Source organism: Thainema salinarum CENA647 (assembly GCF_057732415.1).
Genome location: NZ_JBYJZJ010000022.1, coordinates 1,712,090 through 1,731,070, shown reverse-complemented (window position 1 = coordinate 1,731,070; position 18,981 = coordinate 1,712,090). Strand labels below are relative to the sequence as shown.

19 protein-coding genes are annotated in these 18,981 nt (G+C 51.2%); 4 read left to right on the top strand and 15 right to left on the bottom strand.

Annotated elements, in window-relative coordinates:
• Positions 1-175: 175 nt before the first annotated feature.
• Positions 176-1,717, top strand: a complete 1,542-nt coding sequence (locus AC286M_RS14430) for a beta-barrel domain-containing protein (RefSeq protein WP_488205056.1) — start codon at positions 176-178, stop codon at positions 1,715-1,717.
• A gap of 68 nt (positions 1,718-1,785) precedes the next feature.
• On the top strand, positions 1,786-2,064 hold the full coding sequence (locus tag AC286M_RS14425) for a hypothetical protein (protein WP_488205055.1): 279 nt from the start codon (positions 1,786-1,788) through the stop codon (positions 2,062-2,064).
• A gap of 92 nt (positions 2,065-2,156) precedes the next feature.
• Here AC286M_RS14425 and asnS read toward each other — a convergent pair whose 3' ends face one another.
• The 4 genes from asnS to AC286M_RS14405 form a co-directional block, all read right to left on the bottom strand.
• Positions 2,157-3,548, bottom strand: coding sequence for an asparagine--tRNA ligase (asnS, locus tag AC286M_RS14420; protein ID WP_488205054.1), 1,392 nt, complete (start codon positions 3,546-3,548; stop codon positions 2,157-2,159).
• 68 nt (positions 3,549-3,616) lie between these two features.
• On the bottom strand, positions 3,617-4,264 hold the full coding sequence (locus tag AC286M_RS14415) for a J domain-containing protein (protein ID WP_488205053.1): 648 nt from the start codon (positions 4,262-4,264) through the stop codon (positions 3,617-3,619).
• A gap of 90 nt (positions 4,265-4,354) precedes the next feature.
• The gene (locus tag AC286M_RS14410; RefSeq protein ID WP_488205052.1) at positions 4,355-4,960 is read right to left on the bottom strand and encodes an ATP-dependent Clp protease proteolytic subunit; all 606 of its coding nucleotides are present in this window, start codon (positions 4,958-4,960) and stop codon (positions 4,355-4,357) included.
• A 116-nt stretch (positions 4,961-5,076) separates the two neighbouring features.
• Positions 5,077-5,760: an ATP-dependent Clp protease proteolytic subunit gene (locus tag AC286M_RS14405; RefSeq protein WP_488205051.1), complete on the bottom strand. Its 684-nt coding sequence runs from the start codon at positions 5,758-5,760 to the stop codon at positions 5,077-5,079.
• A gap of 385 nt (positions 5,761-6,145) precedes the next feature.
• Here AC286M_RS14405 and AC286M_RS14400 point away from each other — a divergent pair, with 385 nt between their 5' ends.
• Positions 6,146-7,387, top strand: a complete 1,242-nt coding sequence (locus AC286M_RS14400) for a vWA domain-containing protein (RefSeq protein WP_488205050.1) — start codon at positions 6,146-6,148, stop codon at positions 7,385-7,387.
• Positions 7,388-7,696: 309 nt separating this feature from the next.
• On the opposite strand, the gene AC286M_RS14395 is transcribed toward AC286M_RS14400, so the two are convergent.
• From AC286M_RS14395 to AC286M_RS14345, 11 genes are all read right to left on the bottom strand, one after another.
• Positions 7,697-7,834, bottom strand: coding sequence for a photosystem II reaction center protein K (locus AC286M_RS14395; protein WP_488205049.1), 138 nt, complete (start codon positions 7,832-7,834; stop codon positions 7,697-7,699).
• A gap of 120 nt (positions 7,835-7,954) precedes the next feature.
• Positions 7,955-9,172 (bottom strand): bifunctional phosphopantothenoylcysteine decarboxylase/phosphopantothenate--cysteine ligase CoaBC, encoded by a 1,218-nt coding sequence (gene coaBC / locus AC286M_RS14390; RefSeq protein ID WP_488205048.1) that lies wholly within the window; start codon positions 9,170-9,172, stop codon positions 7,955-7,957.
• On the bottom strand, positions 9,169-9,381 hold the full coding sequence (gene isiD / locus AC286M_RS14385) for a protein IsiD (protein WP_488205047.1): 213 nt from the start codon (positions 9,379-9,381) through the stop codon (positions 9,169-9,171). Before isiD ends, coaBC begins: the two co-directional genes overlap by 4 nt.
• Before the next feature lie 107 nt (positions 9,382-9,488).
• Positions 9,489-10,163, bottom strand: a complete 675-nt coding sequence (locus AC286M_RS14380) for an alpha/beta hydrolase (protein WP_488205046.1) — start codon at positions 10,161-10,163, stop codon at positions 9,489-9,491.
• Between the two features lie 104 nt (positions 10,164-10,267).
• Entirely contained in the window at positions 10,268-11,476 is a 1,209-nt protein-coding gene (locus AC286M_RS14375) for an aspartate aminotransferase (protein ID WP_488205045.1), read from the bottom strand.
• Positions 11,473-12,669 carry an iron-containing alcohol dehydrogenase family protein gene (locus AC286M_RS14370; RefSeq protein WP_488205044.1) on the bottom strand — a complete coding sequence of 399 codons (1,197 nt, stop codon included), beginning with the start codon at positions 12,667-12,669 and terminating at the stop codon, positions 11,473-11,475. The genes AC286M_RS14375 and AC286M_RS14370 overlap by 4 nt, the downstream gene beginning before the upstream one ends.
• A gap of 736 nt (positions 12,670-13,405) precedes the next feature.
• Positions 13,406-14,533 (bottom strand): Vgb family protein, encoded by a 1,128-nt coding sequence (locus tag AC286M_RS14365; protein WP_488205043.1) that lies wholly within the window; start codon positions 14,531-14,533, stop codon positions 13,406-13,408.
• Between the two features lie 68 nt (positions 14,534-14,601).
• On the bottom strand, positions 14,602-15,486 hold the full coding sequence (locus AC286M_RS14360) for an NAD(P)-dependent oxidoreductase (protein ID WP_488205042.1): 885 nt from the start codon (positions 15,484-15,486) through the stop codon (positions 14,602-14,604).
• Positions 15,487-15,641: 155 nt separating this feature from the next.
• Positions 15,642-16,028: an alr0857 family protein gene (locus AC286M_RS14355; protein ID WP_488205041.1), complete on the bottom strand. Its 387-nt coding sequence runs from the start codon at positions 16,026-16,028 to the stop codon at positions 15,642-15,644.
• A gap of 113 nt (positions 16,029-16,141) precedes the next feature.
• Entirely contained in the window at positions 16,142-16,594 is a 453-nt protein-coding gene (locus AC286M_RS14350) for a hypothetical protein (protein ID WP_488205040.1), read from the bottom strand.
• Positions 16,595-16,967: 373 nt separating this feature from the next.
• The gene (locus tag AC286M_RS14345) at positions 16,968-18,116 is read right to left on the bottom strand and encodes a transposase (protein WP_488203420.1); all 1,149 of its coding nucleotides are present in this window, start codon (positions 18,114-18,116) and stop codon (positions 16,968-16,970) included.
• Positions 18,117-18,485: 369 nt separating this feature from the next.
• On the opposite strand from AC286M_RS14345, the gene AC286M_RS14340 reads away from it, so the two are divergent.
• On the top strand, positions 18,486-18,908 hold the full coding sequence (locus tag AC286M_RS14340; protein WP_488205039.1) for a response regulator: 423 nt from the start codon (positions 18,486-18,488) through the stop codon (positions 18,906-18,908).
• Positions 18,909-18,981 lie beyond the last annotated feature (73 nt).

Below are 18,981 nucleotides of genomic sequence, written 5' to 3'. Positions count from 1 at the left end.
TGGGTGGCCTGTTGACAGCACTCATGAACTCAATAAACGGCAGTCCAGCATGACTCCGTCTAGCAGCCGTAGAACTGCCCAGCAACCACCGACCGACTGCCGACCGACTGTCCAACAAGACATTAATCCTTAGTTACTGAATTCCTCGTTGCAAAATTGCTTGAGATCTTGACCTATGAATCCTGCTAACAGCGGTAACTCTCAGCCCCGCCAAATTACGCTCTCATCCAATGGAGCCTCCTCTCTGAACGGCAATGGCAACGGCAATGGTAAAACTCCGCCAGAGCCCCAATTTGACAGTCCGGTCATTCTCCGACAGACGCCAGTTTGGACGCAGGCGATTGTCTGGACGATTGCGGGTGTGACCACATTCGGCGTCCTCTGGGCATCCTTTGCCAAAATCGAACAGGCTGTTCAAGCCCAAGGTAAGCTGGAACCCCAAGAATCCGTGAAAGAAGTCCAGGTGCCACTGGGCGGCGTTGTCCAGGAAGTATATGTCGAAGAAGGGCAGCGGGTTGAAGCTGGGGAAGATCTGGCGAGCCTTGACCAAACTGCTGCCACGGCTCAAGCCCGCTCTTTGAGGGAAGTACGGGCGGCTTTGATGGCTGAAAATCAGTACTACCGCTCTCAAATGGGAGGGGATAATACTCCTGCTGATTTTACGCTAACCGACCTGCCACCCGGTCTTATCTCTCTCACAAGCAATCGAGCGGCTCTAGCATCTGAGATCGAGCTGTATCGGTCACTTTTGGGCGGTTCAACGGAAGGTTTAACGGCAGGGCAGTTGGATCGACTAGCGGCCAGTCGGTCGGAGGTTTCGAGCCGAGTGCAGGCTGCCCAACTAGAAATTGAACAGCTTGAGCGACAGCTGAATCAAGTTGACATTCAGTTGAGCAATGCACGGGAAGTTTTGGGTACCAACGAAACGATCCTGGCTCGGCTGGAAACGCTTTACGAAGAAGGGGGCGTAGCTGAACTGCAATACGTACAGCAAGAGCAGGAGACTTCTACGAGTCGTTCTGATGTGCAGCGCTTCACGGAGGAACGGGCGCGAGTTCTGCAAGATATTGACCAAGCTCGTCAAGAAAAGCAAAATGCGATTTCAGCAACCGATTCGGATCTGTATGCTCGAATTGAAGCCAACGAACAGCAGATTGCCCAGATTGATAGCCAACTGGCAAAGGTAATCGTCGAAAATGAAAAGCAAATTGAAGAAATCGGCAGTCAGCTTGAGCAAACGGAACTAACGCTGCGGTATCAGGTTTTGGAATCGCCCGTCAACGGTACGGTATTTGACTTACAGTCCAGTGCTCCAGGTTATGTAGCAAATACCAGCGAACCAATCATGAAAATTGTGCCGGAAGATAGCTTGGTGGCTCGTGTCTTTGTCACCAACCAAGATATTGGTTTCATCAAAGTTGGTATGCCGGTTGATGTGCGAATTGACTCATTCCCCTATAGCGAATTTGGCGATATCAAAGGCGAAGTGCTGCGGATTGGCTCGGATGCGCTGCCGCCGGATGAAATCTATCCGTTCTATCGCTTTCCAGTGGAAATCAGCATGGATCGGCAGGTGATCAATGCCAATGGAGCAGAAGTTGTACTCCAATCTGGTATGTCAGTTAACACTAATATTCGCGTTCGACAGCGGCGAGTAATTTCTATCTTTACAGACCTATTTGTCGAAAAAGTCGATAGCCTCAAGTCAGTCCGCTAGTGGTGTTGCATGATCGAGGGAGAGAGTGGCGTCGATTGCTGGTTCGGCTAGCAGTTGGATGGGTCGTTATGATCGGGACATTGACGCTGGGTGTAACTGCGATCGCACCTGCTGCCCAAGCGCTCAACTACTGTCGCACGGTTGGTGAACATGAGGTTTGCCTGCTTGATGTGAAACGCAGCGCCAAAAACTATTGGGAATATCGAGCTGTCGTCAGTGTTGATGGCAAGCAGCGCCCACTGGAAATCTATAACTGTCGTCAACGAATCCGCATCCGCGAAGATGGAACGGTCGTCCCCTTTGAAGCACAGGGCGCAGGCGTTTTGATCTGTAAGCTACTCGATTAGAGAGGATTCAGTACAACTCCATAACTTGAAAACTTGAATTAAACCGACAAAAACCTTGAGCGGCTGCAGTGCAGCCGCTCAAGGTTTTTATCCTAAAACTCAACGCTTTGGGGAGCGCGGGGGAAGGGGATCACATCGCGGATATTAGTCATTCCGGTCATAAACTGCACTAGACGCTCGAAGCCAAGGCCAAAACCCGAGTGGGGCACGGTACCATAGCGACGCAGATCGAGATACCACCAGTAGTTTTCCAGATCCAGGCCAGCCCCTTGAATCCGCCGTTCCAGTACGTCTAGCCGCTCTTCCCGCTGAGAGCCGCCAATGATTTCACCAATCCGGGGGGCCAGCACATCCATCGCTCGTACGGTCTTGCCATCGTCGCCTAGCCGCATGTAGAAGGCTTTGATTTCAGTGGGGTAGTCTGTGACGATCACAGGCTTCTTAAACAGTTCCTCGGCCAGATAGCGCTCGTGCTCCGACTGCATATCCAGTCCCCAGGAAACTGGGAACTCAAATGTGCGATCGCTTTTTTCGAGCAGACGAATCGCTTCGGTATACGTAATCCGCTCAAACTCGTTATTGATAATATTCTCCGCCGTCGCCAGTACGTTTTCGTCAATCCGCTGGTTGAAAAACTCCATGTCCTCAGCGCAGGTTTCAAACACGGACTTGAACACGTATTTGAGAAACGCTTCGGCCAAATCCATGTTGCCATCTAAATCGCAGAAAGCCATTTCCGGCTCCACCATCCAGAATTCGGCTAGGTGGCGTGAGGTGTTGGAGTTTTCTGCCCGGAAGGTTGGCCCAAAGGTATAAACGTCCGAAAACGCCATCGCCATAATTTCGGCTTCGAGCTGACCGCTGACGGTCAAAAAGGCAGGCTTACCAAAGAAGTCCTGCACATAGTCCACCGCCTGTTCTTTGGTCTTGGGCACGTTGCCCATATCCAGGCTAGTGACCGCAAACATTTCGCCTGCGCCTTCACAGTCACTGGCGGTCAAAATGGGCGTATGCACCCACATGAACCCGCGCTCCTGGAAAAACTGGTGAATCGCATTGGAGCAGGCGTTGCGGACGCGGAACACAGCTCCGAGAGTATTGGTGCGCGATCGCAGATGACCAATCGTGCGCAGAAACTCAAATGAATGGCGCTTTTTCTGAAGTGGATAGGTTTCGGCATCGGCCTCACCGTAAACCGTGATGGATTGCGCTTGAATTTCCAGATTTTGCCCTTTGCCAGGAGACTGCACCAGCTTGCCCGTCACCTCAACGGAAGCGCCCGTGCTAATCCGCGCCATTGTGGCCTCATAATCGGTCAGATTGCTATCAACCACCACCTGGAGACCATCCATTGATGACCCATCATTAACGTTGACGAAGGCAAATCCCTTGGATTCTCGCTTAGTGTGAACCCAGCCCTGAATGGTCACGATTTGATCGGGCTGTCCTTGGCGAACGATGTCTCGAATCCGTTGTTTGGTCATGATGCAAAGCGACGTAAGCGTGAACTTCTAGTCTGGCACATTGGAAAGTATAGCGCTGACGCCATGCCTTAAAAAACCTGCTTTAGCCGTTGAAAATCTTGGTTAACTTCCTGATGGAGGGATTTGTTGTAGGGATCAGTCTGCAATGCTTTTTTCAGGTAAATCTGGGCTTTGGCAAATTGGCCATCATTGATCAACTGGCGGCCCCAGCGCTGATAGGTGATGGCTTGCCACTGACGCACTTCATCATCATTAGGAATCCGCTGAGCTAATCCTTCCACAAGTGCGATCGCACGTGGAAATTTTCGGCGTTGCAGCAGTGTCTGCAACTGGTTATAAGATTCTTGCTTCAGCTTTTGTTCGAGCTGAGACAAATCGGGATTTTTCTGAACTTCTGGATACTCAGGTTTCGGTGGCGCTGGCTTGGTCTGATTTTGACGCTTGCTAGCTGAGCTTTTCCGCTGAGTCTGTACTGCCGTCGAGTTGGCAACCGACTCTGTTGAAGTTTCAGCAGAATCTAGACCGTCATGAGGCAACGCCTGACTTAACGTGCGATACGCTTCCGTTAACTCAATAAATTTATCCTTGGCCTGCTGATCGCCCGGATTCACGTCTGGGTGATATCGTCGAGCCAGCCGACGATAGGCCGCTTTCACATCGGCAAATGGTGCTCCGGTTCGGAGTCCTAACGCTCGGTAACAATCGATCAGGTTCATCCCAAATAAAAACGGCAGAATCAATCAGATTCTGCCATTGATTTACATAATTGAATCATTCCGTCTAGAAATTGTGACAGATGCAGATTCTTAAGTAGATGTCGGAGTTTCTTCAATGACCCGATCAATCAGGCCATACTCAACCGCTTCTTGAGCAGACATGAAGTAGTCGCGATCGGTATCTTTCTCGATCTGCTCTAGGGTTTTGCCCGTGCGCTCGGCTAGCATTTGATTGAGCTGCTGTTTCACGCGCAGGATCTCGCGCGCTTCAATTTCGATATCTGTTGCCTGACGCCGACCTGTGCCACCGAGAGGTTGGTGAATCATGATCCGAGCGTGGGGCAGCGCCAGCCGCTTACCTTTGGTGCCAGCTGCGAGCAGGAATGAACCCATTGAGGCCGCCAAGCCAACGCAAATGGTGATGATGTCGGACTTGATGTACTGCATCGTGTCGTAAATGGCCATCCCCGCCGTGACGGAACCACCAGGCGAATTGATGTACAGATAAATCGGCTTGCTGGGATCTTCAGAGTCGAGATACAGCATCGACGCCACGATTGAATTAGCCAGCGCATCGGTGACCTCTTGACCCAAGAAAATAATGCGCTCTTGGTTCAGCCGAGTATAGATGTCAATCCACTGGCTGAACTGGCTACCCGGCAGGCGATATGGAACTTTTGGAATACCAATAGGCATAATTCTGACTTGCTCTCTAGATGAATTTAGCTAATTGACAAAACGGGGCTTACCCTTAAGTGTGCGCAGACGAATATTAATTCAAGAATTGATTTAGATAGGTTCAACCCCAGCAATTAAAGCGCTGGCACGGGTGTAGGCAGTTCCTTAGTGCTTTCTAGTACACGGTCAATTAAACCGTACTCTTTGGCCTCTTGTGGTGTCAGATAGAACGTCCGATCGGTATCCTTTTCAATTTTCTTGGCGTCTTGCCCAGTATTTTTTGCCAGAATATCGATGGTGGTTTGCTTATTAAGTAAAACTTCCTTAGCCCGGATTTGAATATCGGTGGCTTGACCCCGTGCGCCGCTGCGGGATTGATTCAACACGATGGTGGCGTGCGGTAAGCTAGCTCGATAGCCTTTGGTACCTGCCGACAGGATCATGGCCGCTGTCCCCATCGCTTGACCAATACAAATAGTGTGAACAGGGGCTTTGACGTAAGAAATGGTGTCGCAAATGGCAAACGCTTCGGTTTCAAAGCCAATTGCGTCGCCATCGTACCAGGAAGTTCCGGTGGAATTGATGTAGAAGTAAATAGGCTTGTCGGGATCATCAAACTGCAAGTAGAGCAGTTGGGCAATGATTAACTCAGTTACATCAATACCGACTTGGCGTTTGATATCGTCTGAGGAATACAGTGGAAGCCCCAGGTAAATGATCCGCTCTTTTAAGAGAAGCGACGGCAAGTCAGGAGGCGGCGTGCGGTAGTATGCGTCTCCGTATGCTTGGGTCTGAACTGCTTTAATCTGTGAAGTCATATGCTCTGGGATTGCCTCTAACCGTGGCATTGTGTGCACTCACATTTTGCACCTTACCAACCTGAAACCCGGAGAGTTTATTTCGCTGCTGCAAGGCGGCGGCAAAATAGACCATTTAGGTTTAGGTGTAAAGATGTAAGTTCTAACATAGTAACGCGAGCCTGAGTCTCTCACGCGGATTGAAGGCAGTGATCTCCGCACCTCGTTCGGGATTGGGTTCAATCTGACCAGTCATCCTGCCAAGTATCCCGAAATAAATAGGTTGATATAAATAAACGCATCTAAAAAACCGGGGGGAGCGCCCCTCCGGGGCGCTCCCCCCGGTTTTTTAGATATACCGCTACTTACGTTGGAAATAGTTTTGCAAGATTTAAGGAGTTTCACCATGCGAGTGGCGCTACGGGCGGTTTTAAGTGATGCCAATTTGGATGCTGCTCAAGCCAATAGTCAGCGGCAGCTGGCAGTGTCGATGACTGCGATCGCACATTCACAACAGCACGCTCCGCTCAATCTCTGCCTAGTACTCGACCACAGCGGCTCAATGCACGGGCGACCTCTGGATACGGTGAAGCAAGCGGCGATCAAACTGGTGGAAAATTTGTCGCCTCACGATCGGATTTCCATCATTGGTTTTGACCACCGAGCCAAGGTGATTGTTGAGAATCAGGCGGTAGACAGCCCTGCTGCCATTAAATCTGCGATTAGTCAGCTTAAGGCAACGGGTGGCACCTGCATCGATGAAGGGATGAAGCTGGGCATTGAGGAGTTAATTAAGGGCAAGGATGATCGGGTGTCTCAGGTCTTTTTGCTCACCGATGGCGAGAATGAGCATGGTGATAATGAGCGCTGCTTGAAACTGGCGCATCTGTCTGCCAGCTACAACATTACGCTGAATACGCTGGGCTTTGGCGACCACTGGAATCAGGATGTGCTGGAGCAAATCGCCGATGCCGCGGGTGGGGCATTGACGTATATTCAAAAACCGGAAGCTGCGGTTGATGAATTCAATAAGTTACTGACTCGGGTGCAGTCTGTGGTGCTGACGAATGCGCATTTATATCTCCGGCTCAGTCCGGATGTGCGATTGGCGGAGCTGAAGCCTGTGGCTCAGGTAGCTCCGGATACGGTTGAGTTGCCGCTGATTCAAGATGGCGATCAGTGCATGGTGCGGATTGGTGACCTGATGGTTGACGTGCCGCGCGTGGTGCTGGTGAATCTCTACATTGGTCAGTTGGCGGCTGGAACTCATGAAATTGCTCAGGTGCAAATTCGCTACGATGATCCGGTCTTGGGGCAGCAGGAGCAAACGACAGATACGCTGCCTGTGATGATTCAGGCGATGACGGTGTTTCAACCTGCACCAGAGCCGGAGGTGCAGACGCATGTGCTGGCGCTGGCCAAGTATCGTCAAACGCAGATTGCGGAGCAGAAGTTGAAGGATGGTGATCGGGCGGGAGCGGCGACGATGTTGCAGTCGGCGGCGAAAACGGCGATTCAAATGGGTGATCAGAGTGCGGCGACGGTGCTGCAAGAGAATGCGACGCGGTTACAGTCGGGTGGGGAGTTGTCGGAGAGCGATCGCAAGCAGACGCGAATTGTGTCGAAGACGATGTTGCAAGGTGAGTAGTGTTTGCCAGTTTTTGGGTTGGTTGGCGGAGTCTGTTTTGTGATGGAGGGTTGCTTCTGAGGGGACTACCCCCTCAGACTCCCCCACTGGTGCGTGCCGTCGCCCCAGGCCCCCACGGATGATGTGATCGGTGGGTGGTGTTGAGTCGCTTCGCTTTGCTGGGGATGATCGGGTGTTACTAAAAAAAGGGGAAGTGTGCGTTGCATGCTTCCCCTTTCATTATTTTTCGCTTTTTTGTTAAAACGATTTCTGTCTGTCACTGTTGCCTAGGCTTCAACCGGAAATGGCCTGAAGCGCAGAGAGTTGGACTTACTTAAAGCCAACGGCGGCTTGCCAGACGAATGCTAGCAGCAGGAAGAAGACAGGGATAACTGGCAGAACGTCAACCAGTGGATCGAAGATTTGATAGGCTTCTGGCAATTTCGCCAATAGCAGCGCTGCTTCCATGAATTGATCTACCTCTCCAACACAGACTTCAAGAATTGCTAAGTATCCTAACATGTTCTCATAAACTTACATCCTGAAGCTTTTACGAAAACCAAAAGGGCCATTTTTAATAGCTATAAATCAGCTCTGAGATTTTGCTATTTGCTGGACAAAATCGTAGAGCTGGTGGGCCATTTTGAGTTTGCTGCAGGGGGCGATTTGGTGTTGGTTGCCTATGGCGCTGATGAAGATGGCTTGATTAGAATCCGTGCCGAAGCCACTGTTAGGCTGGTCAATGGGGTTGGCTGCGATCGCATCTAATCCTTTTTCCTTCAATTTCCGCAAGGCAGGGGTGACAATATCGCCTGTCTGCGCCGCAAAGCCAATCAGAACTTGGTGCGACTTCTTTTGCTTGCCTAAATCGGCGGCAATATCGGGCACAAATTCCAGTGGTAAAGCGGTCGGCAGCTCGGACTTGGGTAATTTTGCCGCAGCGGTTTGAGCGGGACGGACATCAGCGACTGCGGCGGCCATGATGATCCAATCGGCTTGGGGTAGGGCTGAGCGCATAGCTTGGTGCATTTCGTGAGCGCTGGTGACAGCAATCTTCTGCGCATTTGGCACTAGAGCTAGCAAATGAGATTCCATTGGCCCATGCACCAGCGTGACCGCTGCCCCGCGATGCTGCGCCGCTTGTGCCAGCGCAATGCCCATCTTTCCGGTTGAGGGATTGCCGATGAAGCGTACCGGATCTAAATACTCACGGGTACTGGCGGTGCTGATGAGAACATGCTTGCCACCAAAATCCCGCTGGCCTTGGGTGTGCAGCAGCGATTCAATATGCGCCAGGATTTCAGGTGGTTCAGCCATGCGACCTTTGCCGATGCGATCGCAGGCTAAAATACCCGCTCCCGGTTCCATTGAGTGGTAGCGAGAATCCTGCTGCACCAGTTGCCAATTGCGCTGAACCGAGTGCTGCTGCCACATGTCGGTATTCATGGCGGGCACTAGCAGAATGGGACAGGTCGAAGCCAGCACCATATTGGTCAGCAGATTGTCTGCTAACCCGTGCGCCAGTTTGCCTAATGTATTAGCCGTCAGGGGAGCCAAGACACACAAATCTGCCCACTCCGCCAGTTCAATGTGGAGTGGGCGAGAATGAGTAGGTTGCCAAAAATCGCGATCGCAGCAGGCTGGATGACGAGCTAGGGTTGCAAACGTCAGCGGCGAAACAAACTGCTGAGCCGCATCGGTCATTACAACCCGTACCTGGTGCCCAGCTTTCGCTAAACTCGAAACCACTTCGCAGACTTTATAAGCCGCGATGCCGCCGCCAACGCCGATCAGAATCTGACTCACTCTTCGTCAAACGGTTCAAAATCGAGTAGATAGGTATAGGGTTCTGCCAATTCTGGCCGCTGGAATGCAATTGCCCGCAGCAAATGCCAATCGTTGAGGCCATCGAACACGCTGTCGTAGTCATCCTGTTCCAGCCGATTCGCAAGCTGCGCGACCGCTTCTGGTGTCATGCTCGAAACATCTTTCTGCGAGATGTGCATCGTAACCATGTTCACGCCTCCTTACCCCTTATTCCGCTAGGAAGCAACGGTAATTCCCCGATCAGACTGAGTATAAAACTAGCCGAGACAAATTACCGTATGCTCTACCTTTCATACTAAGCTGTTTCACCAGCCTTTGGCCCAATATCCTGTACAAAACTTCTTATTTGTGCAAGTGCGGACAGTTGAATTTCGTGACCCATATCGAATTCGTGATACTGAACCGCCACCCCTACTTTTTGGAGCTGATCGCGGGTCTGGTGGGCAGCGGATAGAGGAACAACCGGATCAAAGCGTCCATGTACGACAAACACAGGCGGAGTTTCTGCACTATCTTCGATTCGGAGTGATCCATGCAGATAACCACTCATCACAATTAGCGCCGCCAACGGTAACGACAGCCCCACATCCAGTGTCATCGCGCCACCCTGAGAAAATCCCGCCAAAATCGTGCGCGATAGAGGAATTCCCGTCTGATCAACCAGCAATCGCAACCAATTGCGTAACTGCTCCCGACTGCTCTGCAAATCGGCCTGCTGCTCTAGGTTATGCACATCGCTGAAATCATAGCCAGCCGGAAAGCCGTACCACATCTTGCCTCCCGGTGCCTGGGGATGGGGAAACGGCGCATCAGGAAAAATCATCTGGCAGTCCGGCAAATTCATGTAAGGAGCCAAACCCGCTAAATCTTGGGCATTAGCTCCCCAACCATGCAGTCCAACAAACAGATGAGACGGGGTTTCAGTTTCGGCAGAATGAATGGGCGGAATTGCGATCGCACGCAAAGTCACAGGCTAATTTACTCCAACAAATCAACAGCAACCGTTAATGAGCCGTAGCCGTAGGTTGAGTTAGCGTAACCCAACGCTCACAAGTTTGATAGTGCCAGCAACCGTTAATGAGCCGATGGCACAGGTTCCGACCGAAAGCGGATATTCGCCTGCCGGAACCGATCCAGCACCTCACCTAAGCGATCGCAATCGGCAATCAGACTAACGCGGACGTAACCTTCACCGCCTTCACCAAAGGCATTACCGGGTGTAACCACAACGCCCGTTTGCTGCAGCACCGACAGAGCAAAATCCGTGGACGTGACACCTGGAGGGCAGGGTACCCAGAGATACATTGTCGCTTCGGTCTTGGGTACATCCCAACCCAGTTCGCTTAAGCCTTTGATCAGGAAATCGCGACGAGTGGTATAGCGGTTTTGCACTTCTTCCAAGTGAGAATCCGGCAAATTCAGTGCCGTTTCGGCTGCCTGCTGCAGCGCAGAGAAAATACCATAGTCCAGATTGGTTTTCAGCGTCCGCAAGCCCTGAATGATGTGGCGATTGCCGACGACGAAGCCGACCCGCCAGCCCGCCATGTTGTAAGTCTTCGACAGAGTGTGAAACTCAACGCCAATATCCTTCGCGCCAGGGATTTCCAACAAACTGGTGGGATGATAGCCGTCAAACGCCAGCTCCGCATAGCAGAGATCATGCACCAGCATGATTTCGTAGCGCTGGGCAAAGGCTACTGCTTCTTCAAAAAACTCGCGGGGAGCCGTCGCTGCCGTCGGGTTATTGGGATAGTTGAAGTAAAGAACTTTAGCCCGTTCCGCCACCGCATCGGGAATTGAGCCAAAGTCAATCAGCCAGTTATTCTCAGCCGTCAACACCACATCGTAAATGTCTGCCCCGGCAATTAGTGGCCCGCGAAAATGGGCCGGATAAGCTGGACTGGGCACTAAAACCGTGTCGCCCGGATTGATGTAAGCCATTGAGAGATGGCCAATACCTTCCTTGGAACCCAGGAGCGGCAGAGCTTCCCCATCTGGGTCGAGGTTGACATCGTAGCGGCGACGATACCAATCGGTGATGGTACGCCGAAAGCTGGCCGTGCCTTCAAACGGCGGATAACCATGATTTGCCACGTTTTGAATCGCTGCGATCGCAGCTTCAACCACAGGCTGAGGCGTTGGGCCATCGGGATTGCCCATGCCTAAATCAATCAGATCGAGTCCTTGTGCCCTGGCATTTGCTTTCAGCTCATCTAAACGCGCAAATACGTAGGGTGGTAGCGTTTTAAGCCGATCTGCCGGTTGAATCCAATCTAATGTCATGCCGATACCTCAGAGGTGCGAGAAGCCGTTTCGCTTACGGTGGTCGATACCATAGCTGCCAGAAGCTGTTCCGGTGTGACTGTAAACGGCAGACGGTGAATATCAGACTGCTGATCACAGGCCAGCTCGGCAGCATGTTGCAGATCTGCCAATGTTACCTGATGAAGACCCAAATCCGAAAGCGTACAGGGTAACCCAATCTCTCGGTAGAACCGAATCAACTGCTGTCGCGACGAACTTGCAAGCTGATTGCCCTGCACCAGTTCCTCTAGCCGCAACTGTACCAAAATGCCATAGGCCACTTTTTCGCCATGCAGCGTTTTCTGGGTCGTTTTGACATGGGTTAAGCCATTATGCACGGCATGAGCCGCAACCGTACGGCACTGTGCGCCACCGACGCCACCGATTACGCCAGCTAAAAGCACCGTTGCGTCCACAACTTCGCGCCATTCTGCGCCACCAGGTTCCGCTAATGCCGCTGCTGATTTTTGAAATAAGATATCTCGCAGGACGCGCGCCTGCTGAACGGCGGCAATCAGCAAGGTTTGCGCCGAATGGCCGCTGCTCACGGAAGCCTCGTACCACTTCGCCAGGGCATCACCAATACCAGCCACCAGCGTCCGCCGCGATGCCGTAGCCACCAGGTCATAATCCAAAATCAGCAAGTCTGGGCAGCGAGCCAGCGCCACATCGTACTGAAATGCGCCTTCGTTCGAGTAGATATTCGACAACGCCGTCCAAGCCGCACAGGTTGCGCCGGAAGTGGGTACGGTCACGACAGGCACCTTGCACTGATAGGCCAGCAGTTTCGCTGTATCCAGCGCTTTACCACCACCGACACCAATCACCACATCTGCCTGATGCTGCTCGGCAGCTTGCCGCAGCGTCGCAAGGGATGATTCGCTACAGTCCGGCTGATAGGTCGCCTGAACTAACGTCAAACCATGCTCTTTTGCGATCGCACTTAATGTCTCCTCAACCAGCGGCAGCGAATGCTCTCCCCCAATTACCAGAGGCCTTGCTCCCAGCTGTGCGATCGCATCTCCCGCTGCCGCCAAAATGCCTGAACCGCGATGTACTTGTCCGGGTGCGATCGCAAGCGGCGGTAAATTGGCAGTTGCACATCCGGCACTGGCAGAAGTCTGCATTGAATCTGATGCGTTGTGAGACGCAGAATGAGACGATCGTGGCATAGAGTTTAGTTGCTGTGAGATTAGAAATAGGGTGGGAAAAAGGCTACTGGACTCATTAAGAAGCAGATTGGCCTCTATTCAGTATCGTAAAATACTTACGCCTGAAACGGCGAATAACTCACGCCTTGCGTCAAACCCCTAAAGAGGGAATCTGCCACCGCAGCCCACACAGCACACAATCATAAATTTATTGATAACTATCGCCAAATAAAAAGCCGACCCTCCCACAGGTCGGCTTGCACTCAAATTACTTGAGTTCCGTTGTTTCTTGAAGCTTGGAAGAAATCCAAACTGTACTCCTAAACACCAGTTGTCTGGTCAATGTTTAGAATTGTTAACTGACTTCTACAGCATTGTATCAAGAGACACAGACGTTACCCTGCTAGTTTTTTATTAAACTTTCTGGCGATTTAGCCGAATTCCATAACCTAGTCTCATGAGTTATGGAATTTAGTCTGCTTGAAACATTGCTTTTAGAAGTCGATATACCGATGTTAATCGCAACTCATCCATTAATCAGGTGGGGAAACCGCACAACTTTGGTTAAATTTCACTCCACCCTGGGTAAGATTTCGTTTGACATCTCTATCTTTTATTAAACCCATATCTTTAGCGAAAAGTGACAGGTTGTGCCGGATAAAAAATTGTTGTGCGATCGCAGATGGTGGAGCGTAAGGCGCGAAGCGTAAGAAAGGTGAGGCAGGCGGTCCTGCCTTCGTTTGTTTAGGTTGAAAATTTAGGTTGATGATTTGCGTTGGCGTGCGATCGCAAATCCGGCTCCCAATACGCCTAGAGCAGCGGCTGCCCCAGGTTCGGGCACAGCGTAAGGATAATAGGTGATGCCAATGGAGCGCTGGAGCTGCGGATTAGCATCGGCCAATATGGCAAAATCAATGCCACTGCCAGGGTCGTAGCGCAAAATTGAGCCGATGTTATTGTTCGAAAAGTCAAATCCAACCGTGTAGAGGTTGCCGTCTGGATCAAAAACTAGGCTACCGATGAAGTTGCTTGGTGGATCAGTGTAGTTCGTGTCAAAGTACTCTAGGATTTCGCCAGTCATGAAATCGTAACTGCGAATACCTGTGGCATAGTCACTCACATAGAGGTTGTCATCTGGCCCCGTCGCTAAGCCCAGTAGGCTAGAGAAGCCAAAGTTAACATCTGGCAGCGGTGGCTGTTCGGCAAATACCTCGCCGTCACCAGTCGTAATGTCATAGCGCAGGACTTCACTGGGAAACAGATAAACAGGTTCACCATCTGTTGCAACACTGCCTTGCGTGGTGACATACAGATATCCATCAGGGCCAAACAGTAAACCGTTGGGGCCATTTAAGCCGCTCGCAGTACCGTCACCTGCTGCAAAGACATCGACAAATTTGCCTGTGACCGCGTCATAACGCAGAATCTCATCGCTCAGAAAACTGCTGACGTAGAGATAACCATCGGGGCCAAATGCAATGCCATAGGGACGATACAGTCCTCCACCAGTGGCAAATTTGTCAATAAATTCACCTGTTTTGCCGTCAAAGCGAAAAATCGCGGAATTTTCAGGTGTAGTGCCGCTGCTGATGTATAGATTGCCGTCTGGCCCGTAAATTATTGCATCTGGCCGATCTAACCCAACGCTAGCTGAAATAAATTCTCCCAAAAAGCTGCCGGTTGTTTCACTGAACAAAACGATATTGCTGGTTTCGGTGTTGCCTACCAGCAAAGCTGCATTGGCATCTAATTGCCCAGCAGTGAGCCCCACTACGCAGCCCAAACAGAGAGCTGGGGTACTGCGTCGAATGAAAGAGGTGATGTTCATCAAGATGACGGTGATGAAGTAGAAGGACTCCGTAACGATACTGAAGCGTGGTAACACTGGCTGTTTACTGCTGAACAAAGGGCAGGAATTTCATCAAAGATTTATAGTATTTCTTCGTAAAGAGACTAATCTTGCGAATCAATACCGGACTGCTGACGAATGGCACGTGCGATCGCAGATATGTCCTCATCACCATAACCCTGTGCCATCAAGCCAACTTCAACTTGATCAACATAGGCTGCCACAGGTAGAGTAACGCCAAATTCGCGTGCCGCTTCCAGAGCAATTTTGAGATCTTTTTGGTGGAGCCGTACCCGAAAACCCAAGGGATAGGTGTTGTTGATCATGTTGCCAGAGCGATTGGTTAAACCCCAGGAACCTGCCGCACCACCACCGACCGCCTGCACAACCTTATCCATATCTAGTCCGGCTTTCAGGCCCAGCGCCATGCCTTCGGCAATTGACCAGTAGGTGCCCGCGACGATAATTTGGTTAATTGCTTTGGTAATCTGTCCGGCCCCGGTGCCGCCAACGTGGGTGATTGTTTGACCCATTGCAGAGAGGACAGGTCTAGCCCGCTCCACGTCTGCCGCATCGCCACCGATCATGATCGACAGCGTGCCGTTTTTCGCCCCTTCAGAACCACCGGACACGGGCGCATCCAGCATTTTGATCTGGCGAGTGGCCAACTCTGCGGCGATTTGCCGAGTGGTAATCGGGCTGATCGTGGACATGTCAATTACTAGCGCCCCAGCTTCGGCACCGTGAATCACGCCTTGCTCACCCAGGATGACGGCTGCCACATCGGCGCTGTCGCTGACACAGGTGATGATGATTTCCGCACCAACTGATGCCGCTTGGGACGTTTCGGCGCGGCTGGCTCCCGCTTCGGCAACGGGCAATTCGCGATCGCGGGTGCGGTTATGCACGGTCACGTCGTGCCCCGCTTTGAGGAGATTCAGCGCCATCGGTGCGCCCATTGTCCCCATGCCAATAAATGCAACCTTCACGATGATGTCACCTATCTAATCTCGTTAAACACAGCGGTGGGGGCAGGTTTTGCTGATCAATTTATGGTTAGAACTCATGATTGATCGGCTAAACCTGCCCCTACAGTGCAAACCAGATGATAACGAAACCTGCGCCCACAGTGCAAAACGGATCATCACCGCAAGTAGGAGACATGGCGGTGGGCCAGTTCCCAGAGTTCGGTGATCAGTCCCTCGATTGCAGGTGCGATCGCACAAACGAATACGCCAGAATGCGCCTCGGTATCGGTAGCAACCCAGGTACCCCGCAGGCTGACCTCGGCGTAGTCTTCATCCACTGGAGTGATAGACAACGCCTGGGTTTGCTCTAGCCGAATGGTGGCTTCGAGCATCGACAGCTTCGGCAAATCAGTCGGTAGCAAGAAGGACGCGCCACTAGGCTGCACCTGTAGCTCTTGTCCTAACCGCACCGCCAGCACAACCCGCTCCGCCACAAAGGTTTCGAGCGTGTAGTCTAACCGTTCTAAAAATAAATCCGCTTCAACATAGGTCAACTTCAACATGGCTTGTCCATCCCTTACCAAGACGAAGATTTGCTGTGTTGGGAACGAAAGCCAATAAAAAGCCCCCGCTCTGCCAACTGAGATGCGGGGGAAAGTAGAACTGAACGAGAGTTCTATGTAGAGGCGACGTATAAACGCCTACTCCCTCCGCCTTTCAATCGGGGTTCTGATGTTTTGATGCTCGGGCAATCGCTAAACTGGAGCGCGATGCTCGATAAGCCAGCTTCTAGGCGATCGCGCAAATTGGCTGCATTGGCTGCATTGGCTGCATCGATCACGCCTGCAATAGTGGCTGCACCTGCCGCTTGAGCCAGCAGTTCGAGCCGTCTTGCTGCAGTCCTGAGGCTGAGCTGCATCGAGCCATTGCCCAAAAATCCGCCTATGGATCGCATCCAATCTCGATGCGTGCCGCTCATGACACGACTGGTTAAATAACCTTCCTGAATGCGCTGTTGGCCGTTGCGATCGCTCACACCAAAACAGCCCAATTCCATGCCGCCAACCGTGCCCGTTCGCTGGAGAACGAGCAGATTGAGGAGATGGAATAAGGGCTGAAAACGTTTCATGGGAAAAGGTTAGTACTTCAGAATAATGTGAACGTTTACTTGATTTGAACTTAAATCTTGAAACCGTAAACCTTAGGTGGGCTGATAGCGTAATGAATGAAAAGACGAATCTAAATAATGATTCAGTGATTAATCAAAGGCTTGAATCCAAGTGAATCAACGCAGAGTGATTCAAATTGGATGGTGATACTACAAATAATACACAAGTGATACAAAATTGTCTATCTTTTTTCCTGCTTATTAATCAGTTTGCTGACTAAACAAATGGTCATCGCAATAGACTTCGTCAACTACAAGATGGTTAATTCCCATTCCGGACGGCAACGGATTTAATTCTAAAAATCATTTGCAAATCACAACACTCCGGACAGATTTAGGAGACTATCGCCCCGTAATCAAGCAGCTTTTGGTAATTAGGATGGGATTTAATTAAAGTCGGCTCCAAGTCAAACTGGTCAATAAATCGGTCTAAAAGATGTTGGTTGAGGGCCAGTCGTTTGAAAGAGGCGAGCGAGAAGCTCAGCGAATCATCGTCTTTCTGGTTGTTTTGCAACGCGACTTTAGCCAGGTTCAGTGCCATCAAACTGGCATTGACATGGGTGTCTATCGCTTCGGCAGAGCGAGCTTGACAGTCCACTAACCCGGTAAACTGACGAGCATCACGGAAAATAAATTCAATCTGAAATCGGGCCGTGTAGCACCGGTAAAGGAGGAACGGGTCAATGTTGAGGTCGGTAGAAAACAGCACGACATAACTGCGGCGACCCCGATGCTCTTTGAGCAGATAGGCCAACCGGATGTTGCGCTTGAGGCTGACCGACCAAACGATGGCGGTATAAAGATAAACTCCATCGTCCAAGCGTTTGACCAACTGAAATCGTCGGTGGTCTTGCAGGTTGACCTTGCCGTCAAAGCGTCGAGGAGCACCTCGCCCTTGGTATGGCCCCTCATAGAGGAACTTGAGGTTGGCATCACAGCGCAGTTTGCCAATCGCATGAAACCCGAGTTGCACCACGCCAGTGACCCACTTGTACTTGCTGTAAAACCCGTCGGCGACAATGTAGCGAATCCAAGTGGGGAAGAACGTCAGGCAGTAGGCCAGATGCCCCAGATAGAAGTCAATCCGGTTGCCCTTCGCGCCCTTTCCCTGTTTCGAAGACGCTCTCAAATGAGGTAAGTCTGCCTCGGTTTGCTGGGCAGACAGCGTGTACCCTGTATTCTGCTCCAGATCGACAATCGCCACCACTGACAGTTCTAAGCCCCGTTCTGGACGCTGGGTTTTACCGTTGTAGAACTGGTCTAGACCGTAGGTGTGCCGTCCACTTTTTTCCATAAAGGTGCAATCGACCACTGCGACCTGAACCGCCTCGTCTCGTCTTAATGGTTCTATCAGTGCTTGATTGAGTCCTTCGAAGCCAATGCCCCGTTCGAAGTGTCGACGGTAACTTCGCTCGCTTAAGTCACTGTAACGACTGAGGTTGGCGTAGTTCACCTTGCCACAGACCACGAAAATTGTGGTCATCAAGGTCAACAAAAACTGTTGTTGGGGTTTACCAAATGGCCTGCTGTCTCCAGCAAACCGGTTAGAATCCGATTGAGGCTATCCATTGGTGCGACATGTTAGGTACATTCGCACTCTACACGGTGGATAGCTTTCTTCGCACTCTCCCAAAAACTGTCCGGACTGTTGAAATCAATTGATAATTCATCAACTTGTCTCAGTAGAATATTAATTCTTAGCGTTTTCTTAATTTTCAGTTAATCAAGTAGTTAGCTGAGCGCCATCGGCCTAATGCTGATTGGTTCACGGTAAATCCTGAGCCTCTGACAGCAACGCCTGATCGGTCTAGCTGTCAATCCGCGATCGCATCTTGTATTTGCTCGTATTTGAATGAATGAAGCTGATCCCAATCTACTCTCTGGTCTGAGAATTCTCGTCGTCGATGATGAACCCGTCATTCGAGAATTCGTTGCCCTCACGTTAGAAGATGTTGGAGCCACCACTGCGATCGCAGCCTCTGTGCCGGAAGCTCTGGCTTATATGGACTCCTTTCGACCAAATGTGGTGATCAGTGATCTCAAAATGCCCGGTGCTGATGGATTCACGCTCATTCGCGCCATCCAAGCTCAAGCCGCTCAGACTCAAAAAGCAGGACGAGCCATTGTTGCGATCGCAATGACCGCATCCGACAGCACGGACGAACAACAACAAGCCCTCGCCACTGGATTTGCAGAGTATTTGTCTAAGCCGTTTGGTCAGGCGGAATTGATTGAGGCGGTTCGGAGGGTGAGGGAGAAGGGGGAAGGGCTGTAAAGGGATTTGAGGCTGTAGAGGGCTGTAAAGAAAGTCGAGGGAGTCGAGGGAGCTAAGAGATTTGTTGAGGGTT